Origin of the sequence: Brenneria izbisi, from assembly GCF_025840185.1 — a bacterium.
Classification (GTDB): domain Bacteria; phylum Pseudomonadota; class Gammaproteobacteria; order Enterobacterales; family Enterobacteriaceae; genus Brenneria; species Brenneria izbisi.
The window spans coordinates 18,255-35,745 of record NZ_JAMPJU010000015.1; the positions used below are offsets into that span (position 1 = coordinate 18,255).

At 54.0% G+C, this 17,491-nt stretch carries 10 protein-coding genes; 3 read left to right on the forward strand and 7 right to left on the reverse strand.

What is annotated here, in order from left to right; translation table 11 throughout:
- The first annotated feature begins 51 nt into the window (after nt 1-51).
- Both znuC and znuB read left to right on the forward strand, forming a co-directional pair.
- Complete coding sequence (gene znuC, locus NC856_RS15675) at nt 52-834, forward strand: zinc ABC transporter ATP-binding protein ZnuC (RefSeq protein ID WP_264091383.1); 783 nt, start codon at nt 52-54, stop codon at nt 832-834.
- Nucleotides 831-1,616: a zinc ABC transporter permease subunit ZnuB gene (gene znuB / locus NC856_RS15680; RefSeq protein ID WP_264091385.1), complete on the forward strand. Its 786-nt coding sequence runs from the start codon at nt 831-833 to the stop codon at nt 1,614-1,616. The genes znuC and znuB overlap by 4 nt, the downstream gene beginning before the upstream one ends.
- Before the next feature lie 57 nt (nt 1,617-1,673).
- On the opposite strand, the gene ruvB is transcribed toward znuB, so the two are convergent.
- The 6 genes from ruvB to aspS all read right to left on the reverse strand — a co-directional run bounded on the left by ruvB (nt 1,674) and on the right by aspS (nt 6,986).
- The gene (gene ruvB, locus NC856_RS15685; protein WP_113869235.1) at nt 1,674-2,678 is read right to left on the reverse strand and encodes a Holliday junction branch migration DNA helicase RuvB; all 1,005 of its coding nucleotides are present in this window, start codon (nt 2,676-2,678) and stop codon (nt 1,674-1,676) included.
- Between the two features lie 7 nt (nt 2,679-2,685).
- Nucleotides 2,686-3,306 (reverse strand): Holliday junction branch migration protein RuvA, encoded by a 621-nt coding sequence (gene ruvA / locus NC856_RS15690; RefSeq protein WP_264091386.1) that lies wholly within the window; start codon nt 3,304-3,306, stop codon nt 2,686-2,688.
- Between the two features lie 86 nt (nt 3,307-3,392).
- A complete protein-coding gene (gene ruvC, locus NC856_RS15695) occupies nt 3,393-3,914 on the reverse strand; it encodes a crossover junction endodeoxyribonuclease RuvC (RefSeq protein WP_264091388.1) in 522 nt (173 codons plus the stop codon).
- A gap of 63 nt (nt 3,915-3,977) precedes the next feature.
- Entirely contained in the window at nt 3,978-4,721 is a 744-nt protein-coding gene (locus NC856_RS15700) for a YebC/PmpR family DNA-binding transcriptional regulator (protein WP_264091389.1), read from the reverse strand.
- 23 nt (nt 4,722-4,744) lie between these two features.
- Nucleotides 4,745-5,188, reverse strand: coding sequence for a dihydroneopterin triphosphate diphosphatase (gene nudB / locus NC856_RS15705; RefSeq protein WP_264091390.1), 444 nt, complete (start codon nt 5,186-5,188; stop codon nt 4,745-4,747).
- Between the two features lies 1 nt (nt 5,189).
- Entirely contained in the window at nt 5,190-6,986 is a 1,797-nt protein-coding gene (gene aspS, locus NC856_RS15710) for an aspartate--tRNA ligase (protein ID WP_264091391.1), read from the reverse strand.
- Between the two features lie 494 nt (nt 6,987-7,480).
- Between aspS and NC856_RS15715 the strand changes: the two genes are divergently transcribed.
- Nucleotides 7,481-8,698: an EAL and HDOD domain-containing protein gene (locus tag NC856_RS15715; RefSeq protein WP_264091392.1), complete on the forward strand. Its 1,218-nt coding sequence runs from the start codon at nt 7,481-7,483 to the stop codon at nt 8,696-8,698.
- 77 nt (nt 8,699-8,775) lie between these two features.
- Here NC856_RS15715 and NC856_RS15720 read toward each other — a convergent pair whose 3' ends face one another.
- Complete coding sequence (locus NC856_RS15720) at nt 8,776-17,373, reverse strand: GH36-type glycosyl hydrolase domain-containing protein (protein WP_264091393.1); 8,598 nt, start codon at nt 17,371-17,373, stop codon at nt 8,776-8,778.
- Between the last annotated feature and the right edge of the window lie 118 nt (nt 17,374-17,491).

Consider the following 17,491-nt stretch of genomic DNA (forward strand, 5'->3'; position numbering starts at 1 on the left):
TGTGTGATTTGTTATATTATAACATTACAAAATCTGTGCAACTCGAATTATATGTCCACTTTGGTATCACTCAATAATATTTCCGTGTCATTTGGCAGCCGGAAAGTGCTGTCGGCTATCTCGCTAAGTTTACAGGCGGGACGAATTCTTACGCTTCTTGGGCCGAACGGCGCAGGAAAATCAACGTTGGTGCGCGTCGTTCTGGGGCTGCTGTCCCCGACCTCCGGTTCAGTACGACAAACGCCGGGGCTGCGCATTGGCTACGTGCCGCAGAGACTGCATCTTGATGCCACGCTGCCGCTAACCGTCAACCGTTTTATGCGCCTGCGTCCCAGCGTGAAACAGTCGGATATTTTGCCCGCGCTTGAGCGCGTTCAGGCGACTCATCTGCTGGAACAACCGATGCAAAAACTGTCTGGCGGCGAAACACAACGCGTCTTGCTGGCGCGAGCACTACTGAGTCAACCGCAGCTTTTGGTGTTGGATGAGCCGACGCAAGGGGTGGATGTGAACGGTCAGCTTGCCCTTTATGATTTAATCAATCAGTTGCGGCGGGAATTCAATTGCGGCGTACTGATGGTTTCACACGATCTCCATCTGGTGATGGCAAAAACCGATGAAGTGCTATGCCTCAATCAACATATCTGTTGCTCCGGCACCCCGGAAGTGGTTTCTCTGCACCCCGAATTTTTGGCCATGTTCGGTCATCGCGGCGCGGAACAACTGGCGATTTATCGTCATCAGCATAATCATCGTCATGATTTACATGGCCGGATTGTACTGAAGAAGAAGAAAGAAGATTGTGCTGAAGAAACAAGGGAGCGCGACCAATGATTGAGCTTCTCCTTCCCGGTTGGCTGGCAGGCATGTTTCTGTCCGTGGCGGCAGGTCCGCTTGGCTCCTTTGTGGTCTGGCGACGGATGTCCTATTTCGGCGATACCCTGGCCCATGCCTCGTTGCTAGGGGTGGCTTTCGGTCTGCTGCTGGATATTCATCTTTTTTATGCCGTCATTGCCGTGACGCTGGCATTGGCGTTGGGGCTGGTGTGGCTGGAGCGGCGTCCGTATCTGGCTATCGATACCTTGCTGGGCATTATGGCGCACAGCGCGCTGTCACTGGGGCTGGTGGTCGTCAGCCTGATGGATAATGTACGCGTTGATCTGATGGCTTACCTGTTTGGCGATTTGCTCTCGGTAACCTCGGACGATCTCTGGATTATCGGTGCCGGCGTGACACTGGTGACGGCGGTGATGATGTGGCAATGGCGCGCCCTGCTCTCCATGACCATCAGTCCTGAACTGGCGCATGTCGATGGCGTGAAACTTCAGCGCGGTAAACTGCTCCTGATGCTGGTCACGGCATTGACTATCGGCATCGCCATGAAGTTTGTCGGCGCGTTGATCATTACTTCACTATTGATCATTCCCGCAGCCAGCGCCCGACGTTTTGCCCGCACGCCGGAACAGATGGCTGGATTTGCGGTAGGATTCGGCATGGTTGCCATTACTGGCGGTCTGGCGTTTTCCGCGCTTTACAACACCCCGGCGGGACCGTCCGTGGTGTTGTGCGCATCGATGCTGTTCATTGCCAGTTTAATCAAGAAACAACCCGCCTGATCGCAAGCTAGCGGGTTGTGAAACAGGTTATTGCCAGGCTGCGCGCCGCGCGAGCATTTATTCCTCGCGCGTCAAACCGAAATGACGATACGCATGTTGCGTCGCCATGCGTCCGCGCGATGTGCGCTGAATAAAGCCCTGTTGAATCAAAAATGGCTCCAACACATCTTCAATGGTTTCCCGCTCCTCGCCAATCGCCGCCGCCAGATTATCCAGCCCCACCGGGCCGCCGGTAAACTTCTCGATGATCGCCAGCAGCAACTTGCGATCCATATAGTCGAACCCCTCGGTATCCACCGCCAGCATATCCAGCGCCCGCGTTGCCACCTCCGCGGTGATCGCCCCTGCGGATTTGACTTCCGAAAAGTCCCGTACCCGGCGCAGCAACCGGTTGGCGATGCGCGGCGTTCCGCGTGAGCGCCGGGCCACTTCCAACGCGCCGTCGTAAGTCAGATCCAGCCCCAGACATTGCGCGCTGCGGCTGACAATATGCTGTAAATCGGCGACCTTATAAAACTCCAGACGCTGCACAATACCAAAGCGATCGCGTAGCGGCGAGGTCAACGATCCCGCGCGCGTCGTCGCGCCGATAAGCGTAAAGGGCGGTAAATCAAGTTTGATGGAACGCGCCGCCGGCCCTTCGCCAATCATGATATCCAGTTGATAATCTTCCATCGCTGGATACAGGATCTCTTCCACCACCGGCGACAGGCGATGAATCTCATCAATAAACAGCACATCGTGGGGTTCAAGGTTGGTCAACAACGCCGCCAGATCCCCGGCCTTCTCTAATATCGGCCCGGAAGTGGTACGCAGATTGACGCCCATTTCATTGGCGACAATATTCGCCAGCGTCGTTTTACCCAGCCCCGGCGGGCCAAAAATCAGCAGATGATCCAGCGCATCGCCGCGTTTACGCGCCGCCTGGATGAAAATCTCCATCTGTTCACAAACCTGCGGTTGTCCCACGTATTCCGACAACAATTTCGGACGGATCGCGCGGTCTATGCTTTCCTCTTCGGGAATCGCTTCGGCGGATATCAAACGATCAGCTTCAATCATGCATACCTCACAGCGCCGCGCGCAACGCGTCTCTGATCAGAGTCTCACAATCCGCATCAGGATGAGCAACCCTGGCCACCATCCTGCTTGCTTCCTGAGGTTTATAGCCCAGCGCAATCAGTGCGGAAGCGGCTTCTGCCTCAGGATCGCCGGATTCATTGTTTACGGAGGAGGAAGACGGTTTTACCGGCGCTTCGCTTGTCGAATTGAACAGATCGCCACTGAGTCCTTTAAAACGATCTTTCATTTCGACCACCAGCCGCTCGGCGGTTTTCTTACCCACGCCCGGTAATTTCACCAGTGCGTTGATCTCTTCCCGTTCAACCGCGCTGACAAACTGGGTGGCGGACATGCCGGAAAGGATTGCCAGCGCCAGTTTCGGCCCCACGCCGTTCACTTTGATCAGTTCACGGAACAGCGCTCTCTCTTGTTTATCGTTGAAACCGAATAACAGTTGCGCGTCCTCGCGCACCACAAAGTGGGTAAAAATCACCGCTTCCTGCGCCAAATCAGGGAGTTCGTAAAAGCAAGTCATCGGCATGTGGACTTCATAGCCAACGCCGTTCGCTTCTATCAGCACCTGCGGCGGCTGTTTTTCCAGAATAATGCCTCGGAGACGACCTATCACGTTGATCTTCCTTTTACGTTTATCAGCAAAGAATAGGGTATAGCTTATAGCATAAATAAGGCTGGATAAATATCCAGCCTTGTAATTCAGCGTAACCGGCCCGCCAGCGGATTGATTTTCCCGGTCGCGGCACGAATCAGGCTATGGTTGAAATGGCAGTGAGTAATGGCGATAGCCAGCGCATCGGCGGCATCGGCCTGCGGACTGGCGGACAGTTTCAGTAACGAACGCACCATATGCTGCACCTGCTTTTTATCCGCCGCGCCGGTGCCCACTACCGTTTGTTTTACCAGCCGGGCGGCGTATTCCGCCACCGGAATGTCCTGATTGACAGCGGCGACAATCGCCGCTCCGCGTGCCTGCCCCAGCTTTAACGCCGAGTCCGGGTTCTTGGCCATGAACACCTGTTCGATTGCCAGACAGTCCGGTCGAAATTGCGTGATAATTTCACTGACGCCTGCGTAAATCAGTTTAAGTCGTGTCGGCATGTCATCCACCACGGTGCGGATACAACCGCTGCCCAGGTAAGTCAGTTGACGTCCTTGCTGACGAACGATGCCGTAACCCGTTACGCGCGAACCGGGATCGATGCCCAGAATAATCGTCATCGCATCGCTCCACCGGTTCGTTTATCAATCAGGCGTGGTTCCCCCTGCATTATCGGGTTGCCATCACAGCAGTTCCGCCACCTCGTCGGAGATCTCGCCGTTATGGTAAACCTCCTGCACGTCATCGCAATCTTCCAGCATATCAATAAGACGCATCAGTTTCGGTGCGGTTTCGGCATCCATGTCCGCTTTGGTGGAAGGGATCATGGAAACTTCCGCGGATTCAGCCACCAGACCAGCCGCGTCCAATGCGTCTTTCACTTCCCCGAAGGTTTCCCACGGGGTGAAAACGTCAATCGCGCCGTCATCATACGTCACCACGTCATCAGCGCCCGCTTCCAGCGCCGCATCCATGACCGTATCCTCATCCAGACCCGGTGCATAAGCGATTACGCCTTTCTTACTGAACAGGTAGGCGACCGAGCCGTCGGTTCCCAGATTACCGCCGCATTTGGTAAACGCATGGCGAACCTCGGAAACGGTACGATTACGGTTGTCGCTCAGACACTCCACCATCACCGCCGTACCGCCGGGACCGTAACCTTCATAAATGATGGTTTCCATGTTGTTGTCTTCGTCGCCCCCCACGCCGCGGGCAATGGCGCGGTTTAGGGTATCGCGCGTCATGTTGTTGGACAGTGCTTTATCGATCGCAGCGCGCAGACGCGGGTTCGATCCCGGATCGCCGCCGCCCAACCGGGCGGCGGTGACCAGTTCGCGGATAATTTTGGTGAATATCTTGCCGCGTTTGGCGTCTTGCGCTGCTTTACGATGTTTTGTATTAGCCCACTTACTATGACCTGCCATAAAAATCTCCGAAAAAAGCCTGTTCAGGCCGGATAAATAACAAATTCCTCAATCGCCTGCCGGTTACTCCATGACTTGGTCAACTGCGCCGCACGGGGCGCTCCCAGCCACTGGTAGGCGAGGTGTTCGGTAATAACCACCTTTCGCTCTGTGGGCAACGCCAGACAGAACCAATGCTCCGTATTGCGCGTCACCCCTGGCGCATAGCGATGTCTCAAATGAGCAAATAGCTCAAACTCGATACAGCGCTGACAGTCAAAGAGTGATAACGCCTCAGCGGATATATCAATATTAACTTCCTCTTTAACTTCACGCTGTGCGGCGAACAACGCGCTTTCCCCTTCCTCTATACTGCCAGTCACCGACTGCCAGAAAGCAGGATCATCACGCCGTTGCAACATCAACACCCGCCCGGTGTCACGGGCATAAATTACCACCAGAACCGAAACGGGTCGCTTGTATGCCATATCACGCGTTCTCTGAATGACTATCCTGAGCGATTTTCCCTTTGCCTACCACCGCGATGGACAACTCGTCCAACGCCGCTGGATTGGCGAAACTCGGCGCTTCCGTCATCAGACAGGCCGCCGCCGTGGTTTTCGGGAAGGCAATGACATCACGAATGTTATCCGTACCGGTCAACAGCATCACCAAACGGTCCAGACCAAATGCCAGACCCGCGTGCGGCGGCGTGCCGAACTTCAACGCATCCAGCAAGAAGCCGAACTTCTCTCGTTGCTCATGTTCATTGATACCCAGGATACCGAATACCGTTTGCTGCATTTCGCCGTTATGGATACGCACGGATCCCCCGCCCACTTCATAACCGTTGATAACCATATCGTAAGCATTGGCGATGGCCGAAACCGGGCTGGCGGCCAGTTCGGAAGGCGACATATCGCGCGGCGCGGTAAACGGATGATGCATCGCCGCCAGACCGCCCTCTTCATCTTCTTCAAACATCGGGAAGTCGATAACCCACAGCGGTCGCCAACTTCCGTCTGCGGTCAGATTCAGATCGCGGCCCAGCTTAAGACGCAACGCGCCCAGCGCATCGGTCACCACTTTGGCGCTATCCGCGCCAAAGAACAGCATATCGCCGTCAGCGGCGGCGGTGCGTTCCAGCACAGCGGTCAGCACATCTTCACTGAGGAACTTGGCGACCGGACTCTGTACGCCTTCCAGACCTTTGGCGCGATCGTTGACCTTGATGTAGGCCAGCCCTTTGGCGCCATAGATTTCAACAAATTTTCCATACTCGTCAATTTGCTTACGGCTCAGTTGGGCGCCGCCCGGTACGCGGATAACGGCGACCCGCCCTTTGGCATCATTGGCCGGGCCAGCGAATACTTTAAATTCAACATGTTTGACCAGATCAGCCACATCCACCAGTTCCAGCGGGTTACGCAGATCCGGTTTGTCAGAACCAAAGCGACGCATCGCTTCCGCGAAGGTCATCACCGGGAAATCGCCCAGATCCACGCCCTTCACGTCCAACCACAACGCACGCACCAGTTTCTCCATCACTTCACGCACTTGCGGCGCGGTCATGAATGAGGTTTCCACATCGATCTGGGTGAACTCAGGTTGGCGGTCGGCGCGTAAATCCTCATCACGGAAACATTTAACGATTTGATAGTAGCGATCAAAACCGGACATCATCAGCAACTGCTTGAACAACTGCGGCGACTGCGGCAGCGCATAGAATTTGCCTTTGTGAACACGGCTCGGCACCAGATAATCGCGAGCGCCTTCCGGCGTGGCTTTGGTCAGCATCGGGGTTTCGATATCCAGAAAACCATGATCGTCCATAAAACGACGAACAAAGCTGGTAATACGCGCACGGGCTTTCAGGCGCTGCGCCATTTCAGGTCGGCGTAAATCCAGATAACGATATTTGAGACGCGCTTCTTCGGTGTTGGTCTGGTTGGAATCCAGCGGCAACGGTTCTGCGCGGTTAATGATGGTCAGATCGCTGGCGAAAATTTCAATCTCACCCGTCGCCATCTCTTTGTTGATCTGACTATCAGGGCGAGCACGCACCACACCGGTAAGTTGAATGCAGAATTCGTTGCGTAATTCGGATGCCAATTTAAATGCGTCCTGACGGTCAGGATCAAAGAACACCTGAACCACCCCTTCACGATCGCGCATATCAATAAAAATCAAGCCGCCCAGATCGCGGCGGCGGTTAACCCAACCACACAATGTCACTTCCTGGCCAACATGGGACGAATTCAACTGCCCGCAATATTTAGTACGCATTACGATGTCCTTTTACTCAGCCGCACAACCCACCTATTTTCGCTGTACGCGACAACCGAAAAGAGCGTGATATTGTTGCTGAACGGCATGGTTTTTCTGGATTAGAGTCCGGTGAAAAAAGGCGAGCATTATAAAGGAAATTCGCCCGCACGATAAGTGTCAAGGTAGCGCTCCGCGCCTTGCCTGCCCACTCTTTTCGATAAATTTCAGCATCGGTTAATAAAACGTTCAAAAATGTAAGACTAATTGTTACAGGAAAATGTCGGCGAGTACCACGCGCTGTAGATGACAGGTGATGGACGATAGCCTGTGACGCCAGGAATGAAATGAAGCGACAGGAAACCGCTAACGGGGTCGCGCAATCACTCATCGAACAGAATCTGCTAGAATTAGGATTTACGAATTTTCCCTGCACGATTACACAATGAAGCCAACGCGTCATCGCCGAGATTCACAGGAGTGGCTAATGTGAATATTATACACGGAGCCTGATTATGTATTCCTTTGTTGCCCGCCAACCCATTTTAAACCAGCGTCTGCAAACCGTTGCCTATGAGCTTTTTTTTCGCATTGATGTCACCAATAAATTCCCGGATGTCAGTGCTGAATTCGCCACGGCCCAACTGATATCCGATCAGTTTTTAACAAGTCCGTTGACAAAATTGGTTGGCGAAAAACTTTGCTACGTCAATTTTCCCTATGAAATGTTGATAACCGGTCAGGCAGAAATATTACCCCCTGATAAGGTGGTTATTGAGATCCTGGAAAGCGCCGTACCCGATAATGAATTACTCCTGGAAATAAAAAAAATGAAAAGGAAAGGATTCATATTCGCCCTTGATGACTTCACGATGAGTTCCGAATGGAACAGATTTCTGCCTTTTGTTGACATCATCAAATTTGATTTAAACCAATCGACATTCGATGAAATTGAAAGCTTCATCAATAAAACCAAACACCATAACCTGACCTACCTTGCTGAAAAAGTAGAAAAACATGAGCAATACCTGCAAAGCAAAAAGATAGGTATTTCATTGTTTCAAGGTTATTTTTTCAGCGTGCCGGAAGTGATGAAATCTAAAAGATTGATTAACAACTCAAATAGCACCATCAATCTGTTGAAAGAAATCAATCAGCCTGAACTGAACTATGCCAGAATTGAAGAGTTAATCTGTGCAGATTTATCGTTGTATTATAAATTGATGCGCTATGTCACAAACATTAAATACAATACTCGTTTCGGCATCACCGCCTCTGCCATGCCTTTTCGCGCCATTGCGATATTACTCGGGCAAAAAGAGCTTAAACGCTTTGTTTCTCTAGTGAGTATAACGAACTGCAATGCGAAAAAACCCAGCGAACTTTATCGCACCAGTTTAATCCGGGCCAGATTACTGGAATTATTACACCTCAAACTTGAAGATGAAGGTGATGCGACCGAAGCTTTCCTGTGCGGTTTATTATCACTGCTTGATGCGGTGCTTGATTATCCTATGCCTTTATTACTCTCTGAGATAACGTTATCCGATAAGATCAATCAAGCATTGTTGCATAATATCGGTGAGTTTGCCGTCTATCTGACCGTGGCTTATGAATACGAACAACAGGAATGGGACCACCTGAGTGATTATCTGGATTGCCTGGAAATCAATGAAACCGATTTTTTCCATATGATAATGAAGGCGACGCAGTGGGCAGATGAAATTCTATAATATTTTGAGTCTATGTTGAGTGCTCGTGCATACGCTCACCGCTCACTCAACATAAAACTTAATCATCATCCCGTTGTTTACAACCTGAGTTGAAGATGATGATTTCCTTTCATTAGTTCGATCTTTATCTGTTTTTGTTGACCATTAAGCGGCACCTCTACCTCATCCAGCGTTACCTGAGACATCCCCTGACAACGCTGATGATCATTTGTCACGCTGATAAGATAGCGACAATCCCCCAGGGTTACCTGCGCCTCAAAACCGGGCCAGTCATCCGGGATACAGGGGCTGAGCACCAGCAAGCTGCCTTCACGACGGATCCCCAGGATCCCTTCAACGCCAGCGCGGTACATCCACCCAGCCGAACCGGTATACCAGGTCCAGCCGCCGCGTCCGCTATGCGGCGCGACGGAATATACATCCGCGGCAATGACATAAGGTTCAACGCGGTAGCGGGCCACCTGCTCCGCGGTCGAGCCATGATTAATCGGGTTGAGCAAGGCAAACAGTTCAGCCGCCTTATTCCCGTCGCCCAATTGGGTAAAAGCGAGCACCGACCACATCGCCGCATGGGTATATTGACCGCCATTCTCACGTAATCCCGGCGGATAGCCTTTAATATAACCGGGATCATGAGCAGTGCGATCAAAGGGCGGCGTAAACAACAGCGCCAACCCGTCTTCCCAACGAAGAAGATATTTTTCCAGCGATGCCATGGCTGTCGCTGCCCGTTCGCTATCCGCTGCCCCGGAAAGCACCGCCCATGATTGTGCGATGGAATCAATGACACATTCATCATTACTGCTGCTGCCCAGCCAGGTGCCGTCATCAAACGTCGCCCGGCGATACCAGGCGCCATCCCAGGCTGACGCTTCAATAGCCGCCCTGACGGATTCAGCATGCTGTCGCCAGCGCGCCGCGCGCTCGGCATCATACCGGTCGGCCAATGGCGCAAAACAGGCAATGGTATGAATCAGCAACCAGCCGAGCCAGACGCTCTCGCCTTTTCCCCCCTCGCCGACACGATTCATACCGTCGTTCCAGTCCCCTGCGCCGATAAGGGGTAAACCATGCTCCCCCGTCAATTGCAGGCATTGATCCAGACCGCGAGCGCAATGTTCAAATAGTGTGGCGGTTTGGGCGGATTGCATCGGTTGGAAGAACGCATCATGTTCCCCCACGGCGACCGGCGGGCCTTCCAGAAAGCCGACCTGTTCGCTAAGCACGTCATAATCCTGACTCACCTGCACATAGGTGGCGGTCGCGAACGCCAGCCACACCCGATCGTCAGAGATGTGTGTTCTCACCCCGGCGCCAGAATGCGGCAGCCACCAATGCTGCACATCTCCCTCGGCGAATTGTCGGCCCGCGGCGCGTAACAAGTGTCGCCGCGTCGCCTGAGGTTGTGAAAAGGTTAATGCCATGCCGTCCTGAAGCTGGTCGCGAAAGCCATAAGCGCCGCTTGCCTGATAAAATCCGCAACGGGCCTGAATACGACAAGACAGGGTTTGATACAACAGCCACCCATTCAGCATGATATCCATGGCGCTATCGGGCGTTTTCACCCTGATCGCCCCCGTCACTGTTTCCCAGTGAGCTTCAACATCGCACAGAACCTGATCCAGATCGCACTGCCGATATTTCCCAATCAGATCGCCGACCTGTTCAACCGATTCTTCCTGCCCGATAAACCAGACGATCTCGACTTGCTCTCCCGGCGCGATGCTGACCGTGGTCTGTAGCGCGCCACAGGGATCCCCTCCCGCCGCAGTATTCCCGCTTAACCGGCGATGTTTCACCAACGCCGCCGGCGCCCTCATGTGTCCGTTTCGCCCCAGAAACTCCGTTCTGTCTGCGGTGAACGATGACTGCGCGCCCGACAAATCAGCGAAACCGATCCGTCCGGGGAAACTGCCTGACCACGGATTTCGCACCAGCATGGCCCCGGTTTGCGCATCCACATGACTTAACAGATAAGGCGCGCTGGCGCTACGCGAAGCGCCCAACACCCATTCCGCATAAGCCGTGATCGTCAGTTGCCGGGCCTGCGTTGAGGTATTGCGCAACCGCAGGCGAGAGATTTTTATCGGGTCCATCAGCGGGACGTATTGCAGTAATTCTGACTCAATATTATTGGCATGGTGAGTAAAACGGCTGTAACCAAAACCATGACGGGCAACATAACATCCACCGTCATTAATCGGCCATGCTGTCGGCGTCCATAACACGCCGCTCATATCATCATGGATATAAAGCGCCTCGCCGCCGGGATCAATCACCGCATCGTTTCCCCAAGGCGTCAGTTGGTTTTCACGGCTATTTTCCGCCCAGGTGTAACCGCTTCCTTGCGCGGAAACCTGAAATCCAAATGTTGGATTGGCGATAACATTAATCCACGGCGCTGGCGTGGTATGTTGCGCATCCAGTACGGTGACATATTCCCGCCCTTGCCGATCAAATCCGCCAATACCGTTAAAGAACGCCAGTTCCTCTGGGCGTGGCGTCTGGCCAGGCAGCCCCTTTGATGGCGCGGCGTTTTCCGGTTGGCTCGCGCGCGGCGCAGGCGGAACCAATTCCAACTGATAGGAAATGGGCCCCCGGCGGGCAATCAGCGATACCCGCGCGATTGACAGCAACAACGCCCTTGATTCCGTCGACATTAAATCAGCGCGCAGCGCAAATACCTCGCCGCGCGTTGATGCGCCGCCCAGACGCGGCCTTGATTGACTGCTGCGGATGGCGGTTTCAATGGCTATCTGCAAATCCTGAATATAAGACGATGAACGCTCGTTGATGATAACCAAATCCACATTCAGTAACTTCATGCGCCAGTATTCGTGAGCTCTCAGTAACTGATGCACCTGCGCCATATCGTCAATATCATCAATGCGCAGCAATACAATCGGCAGATCGCCGGAAATCGACATTGACCACAAACCGGACTGCTTGCCCGCGCCATCCACGATGGACGCCGACGGCGCGCGAAAACGCGGGTCGGTATAGATAATAGGTGCCGCCAAACGCTGAAAATCCGCGGCTTCTTCCGATTTCACCCCCAGATGGCGCAATTGCACCTGAGCTTGCGTCCAGGCAAAGGTTTTATCTCGCTCATAGGCGCTGCGATCGTGATGTTTATCAATCACATCAATCAATGCTTCGCGCGATGCGGCGACCACGGTCCAAAATGCCACCCGCACCGTTTTACCGGCGGGAATGCGCACCTGCTGGCGTAGTGAAAAAATGGGATCGAGTACCGTGCCGGTGGTATTGGATAACGCCTGATGCCCGACAATGGCATCCGCCGTCATAACCGACTGCCCTTTGCCAATAAACCGGGCCCGGTCTGATTCATACTGCATTTTGCTGCCAACCGCCCCTTCCAACACTGCGAAATGGGCCGCCCAGACCGGGGGTTCACCCGGTGAACGAGGGCGTCGGGTCGCAATCAGGGCGGAGAATTCCGCCAGATATTCCGTTTGCACAAACAGGCGGGAAAACGCGGTATGCGCGATGTCGGCGCTGGGCGGGGCCAACACGATTTCCGCGTAGGATGTCAGTTCGATGTCACGCCGCCGCCGTCCGCTGTTCGTCAATGTTACCCGACGAACTTCGCCATCGCTTTCCCCCGACACCAGCACATCAAGCGTGGTGGTCAGCGAACGTTCATGACGAATGTAAGATGCATGGTCTTCGCCAAAAACCACTTCATAACGATGCATCGGCGCGCCGATACTGCTAATCATACCGGCCGAAACCGGCAAATTGCCTGCCGACTCACTTAACTGGCGTTGCTCGCCCGCAGACCAGATTCGATTGCTGCGCGTATCACGCAGCAGCACAAAACTGCCCCATGCATCCTGAGTGCTGTCCTCCCGCCAGCGGGTAATCGCTAATTCGCGCCAGTGGCTATAACCGGAACCGGTGGTGGTTAGCATCACCGCATAGCGGCCATTCGACAGCAAATGGGTAATTGGCGCGCCAGTAGGCGAGGCGGAGAAGCGACGCAACATCGTCATTTCATTACGCCTTTCCCCGCCGCCAACTTTCACCTCTTCCACCTGCGGTTCAGCAAGCGCGACATGTACCGGCAAGCTTTCCTGCAACAAGAGCTCACATGACTGGATTACGGGTTCGCGGTGGAAGCGGCGGCGCATATTGCCGTTATGCAACGTGTTGGCGATAGCAACCAACGTCATTCCCTGATGGTGCGCCATAAAACTGTAAACGATAGCGAATTTTTCATTATCCGGCAGACGGGAAGGCGTGAAATCCAGCGCTTCATAAAAACCATAGCGCCCTGACGCGCCCATCGTCGCTAAACGCGCATAATTTCGACAGGCGGCCACCGGGTCAATCATCGTGGCTAAACCGGTGGCATAAGGCGCCACCACCAGATTATCCGCCAGCCCGCGTTTTAACCCCAAACCTGGCACACCAAAATTTGAATATTGATAGGTAAAATCGATATCTCGCGCATTATAAGCTGATTCTGAAATACCCCACGGCACAGATAACGCCCGACCATACGCCTGCTGTTGCGCGACGATCGCGCGTGTGGTTTGTTCCAGCACGCTCCCAATCGGCGCGCGCATCACCAGTGACGGCATCAAATATTCAAACATCGATCCAGACCAGGACATCAGCGCGGAACCCTTGCCGGTGCGAACCGCCGAACGTCCCAGTCGAAACCAGTGGCGGGAACTGACATCGCCTTTCGCAATGGCAAACAGGCTGGCTAGCCGGGCTTCAGAAGCCAGCAGATCGTAACAACTGACATCGAGTTGGTTTTCTGACATTAAATAGCCGATCGACAACAGTTTGCGTTCTGGATCGACAAGAAACGCAAAGTCCATTTCCATCGCCATCTTCCGCGCACGCAACGCCAACGCTTGCAGCCGTTCAATCACAGATGCGCTCTCAACCGCGGAATATTGCCGCTCACGCTCATGCGCCACAAGCATCGTGTGGGTTGCATCAATCCAGAAAAACGGCTCAGCCACACTTCCATCATCCGCGGGCGGCAATAACCTATCCGCCTGCCGCCGCAATTGTTCCAGTTGCAAAATCGCTTCCGGCAACAGGCGTTCCGCTGACAGATGACGATTCAGCAACATGCCGATTTTCGCCAACGGCCTGAATAGCGCGGTTTCACCCCGCGTTTCTTTATGCGACAACAGCGATTCGCGAATCAGTTGCAGGTGATCGGTCAGCGGTTCCCGCCAATCCTGTAGGCGGTTTTCTTCCTGCCATAACTCGCAAGCATTCGCCAGGACAATCAGATTTCCCGCCAGGTTGCCGCTATCGACCGAGGAAACATACGCCGGATGCAGGGTTTGCAGATCCCGCGTGTCATACCAGTTAAAAAAATGGCCTTTAAAACGCGGTAGTCGTTCCATGGTGGTCAAGGTCGCGCTGAGCCGATCGAGCATCTCAGTAAGACTTATCCAGCCGAAATCCCGCGCCGCCACGGTAGAGAGTAAATACAGCCCGATATTCGTCGGCGAAGTCCGGTGCGCCACCACTGGTCGCGGCTGCTCCTGGAAGTTATCCGGCGGCAGGTAATGTTCTTGTTGCGTGACAAAGGTGGTGAAAAAACGCCAGGTACGACGGGCGATTAAGCGTAATGTCTGTTTATCCGCGTCATCAATATTTTCCTGACGAGTCATCGTGCGCCCGCCACTCACCCACAGCGCCAGCGCCGGGGCGGTCAACCACAACACGCCCAGCGGCAACCATAGCGGCCAGTTCTGCGGCGATACCAGCAATGCCCCTCCCACGACCGCGCCACCCAGCGCCATCCCGCCGATCATCTGACGATAAAAACCCGTCAATGTCAGACGTGGACGGCTACCAGACTGGGCCGCCGTCGTCCATTCCAGCAGATGCCGCCGGGTAACCGTTAACCGCGTCAACGTGCGCACGAAAGCATCAATTGCGCGCCAACTTTGATCGGCCAGAAAGGACAATGTGAGGACAACCTGGAACAACGCCAGTTTGAGGTCGCTAAGCAAATGACGAAAAGGTCGGCTCTGACTAAGCGGTTGTTGTCGGGTCAAGCCGCGCAGCCAACGTGACACCGCATCCCACAACGCTGGCAGACAGGCAGGAAACGCCAATATCAGCAGAACGATAACCATGCCTTTCCATGCCGCGCTTAGCGGCAACGCGGCACAACATATCAGTATCAATAACAGACTCGGCGCGAACAGCGCACGCCGCAAATTGTCGATCATTTTCCAACGGCCAACCGCGGGTAAACGTACTTTTTCACCTGACGCCGTGCGCACCAGCCCCAAAATCCAGGGCAGCAGTTGCCAGTCGCCGCGCGTCCAGCGATGTTGCCGTTTTACGATGACGTCATAGCGGGAAGGAAAGGTTTCCACCAGTTCAACATCCGAAGCCAGCCCCGCGCGGGCATAAATGCCTTCAAACAGGTCGTGACTGAGTAGTCTGTTCTCTGGGATTCGTCCCCGAAGCGCGCGCTCGAACGCGTCGATATCATAGATGCCTTTGCCGGTGTAGGAACCTTCGCCGAATAAATCCTGATAAACATCGGACACGGCGGCTTCGTAGGGGTTGATTCCCCCAGGCGCGGAGAAAATACGCTGATAGAGCGACGTTTCGTGTCCCGCCGGCAGAGAAGGGGTAATCCGCGGTTGCAGAATAGCGTAACCGGCCACAATATTCTCACCACCGCTATCCCAGCGAGGCTGGTTAAGCGGGTGAGCCATTTTACCCACCAACTTCAGGGCGGTAGCGCGCGGTAAACGGGTATCGGCATCCAGCGTAATCACATAGCGCACATCAGCTGGCACCTGGACGGGATGCTCATTTATCGGCGTAAAACTGGTATCCGTCGCGCCGCGTAACAACCGGTTAAGCTCGTGCAGTTTTCCCCGTTTACGCTCCCATCCCATCCATACTTTTTCACTGGGATTGAACAATCTTCTGCGGTGCAACAATAGAAACCGCTCACCGGCAGGCCCTGCCCCATAACGCTCATTAAGCTGTTGTAGCGCCAGCAATGCCTGCGTTAACAGATGTTGATCGCCAGCCAGGATTTCCGTTTCGGCATCCACGCCGTCTGTCAACAGGGCAAAGGTCATATCCCCTTCTCCACTGGAGAGATAATGCACCTCCAATTGCTCCACCTGTTGCAGCATGTCCTGTTCGCTGGTCAGCAGAGTCGGCACCACCACCAGCGTCCGGCAATGCCTCGGCACGCCATGCAATAACGCCAGCCCAGGCAGGGGCGCGGCGCCAAATAGCCAGGTGATAAGCCGGTTGACCCACGCCGTAGCGACTTCAGAAAAGGGAATGATGCTGATAACACCGATCAATAACAGCCAACCGTTCGCAACGGAGGATGCGGACAGAATGCCCCCCCAGCCTGCCAGCAGGAGTGCGGTAAAAAATCCGATCATCGCGATATAACCGACCATCCCAACACGCAGGGTAAATCGATTAAAACGCAGTAAAAAAGCGGGCCGGAAACCAATCGCGGCTTCAAGTTGTGGTCGGCCTTCCGCAATCAGATAGTAGCCGGGCTCACGTTTACGTTCGCCCGGATCATCAGATAACGGGGAAACCGGCACTTGTTGCGCCAACAGCAGCGCCTGTTCCGTAATATCAAGCTCCGTGCATGGCGCTTGCCGGGCGAGTTGCTCAATCGCGCTACGATATAAATTACGGGTGGAAAAATCCATCGCCGCAAATTCGCTGCCAGCGCGTAGGCGCGCATCAACCAGACTGACACTTTCAAAAAATGTCGCCCAGTCGATATCAGAAATCAATCGCATACTGGTAATGATATTGCGCACCGTGACGTTAGAGACGCCCAGACGCTGTTGCGCATGTTGCACCACGTCTTCCATTGAGCTTCCCTGCTGTTTAAGCCGCTGTTCAAGCCAACCCAACACAGGCGTGGTTCTGGGATCATGATCGCGTAATCGCTTACTCAGTTGAGCAGCAAACGTCTCTGACAACGGCACATCGTTATAAGAAGCAAGGATATCGGAAGCAAGGGGGTAATCGCCCGCTCGCAACAGGTTATTCGCCACCTGTTCCGCCTTGGCGCGCTCCCGTCTCCCCACGGTCATTTGGTCGGCCAGGCGTCGCAGGTTTTCTATCAATACGATACGCAGGGTGATGGCGACCGCCCAAAGCTCACCTATCGTCAAGGGCTGAACTTCCTGATAGGCCATAATGAAGCGGCGTAAGGCTTCAGGATCGACATGGCTGTCAGTATGGGCGATGAACGCCCACACCAGGCCAAATACCCGCGGATAACCGGTAAAAGGCCCCTGCGACAATTTAGGCAATTGCCGGTAATAACGGGGAGGCAAATCTTCACGAATTTCACGAATTTGCGCCGAAACCAGATGATAGTTATCCAATAACCACTCGGCAGCGGGTACAACGTTACCGCCTTCCTCCAACTCGTGAGCGCTGGCGCGGTAAGCGGCCAGCAACACTTTCGCATTGTCATTCAAGCGATGGTGTAACGAGGTAACATGCGGAGGAGATAACGTCACGGGCTGGGCAGCGGCCAGAGTGCGCCCATGCTGCTCCAGCCGCTCCATGCCAAACAGATCGCCTCTGACAGGTCGAATGTCATTCCAGGGTGACGCTGCGTCTTGACGTAAGAAGGGAAATACGCGGGAAAATATTTTCATAATCGCCTTTCAGCCTCAACGTAAAAATACGCAAGGCCACTTTGAAGGTAACGTCCAGAAAGCTGGCAAACCTTATTGGCGCAGGATTGTCGGCACTTGATACAGGAAATACGTGTTC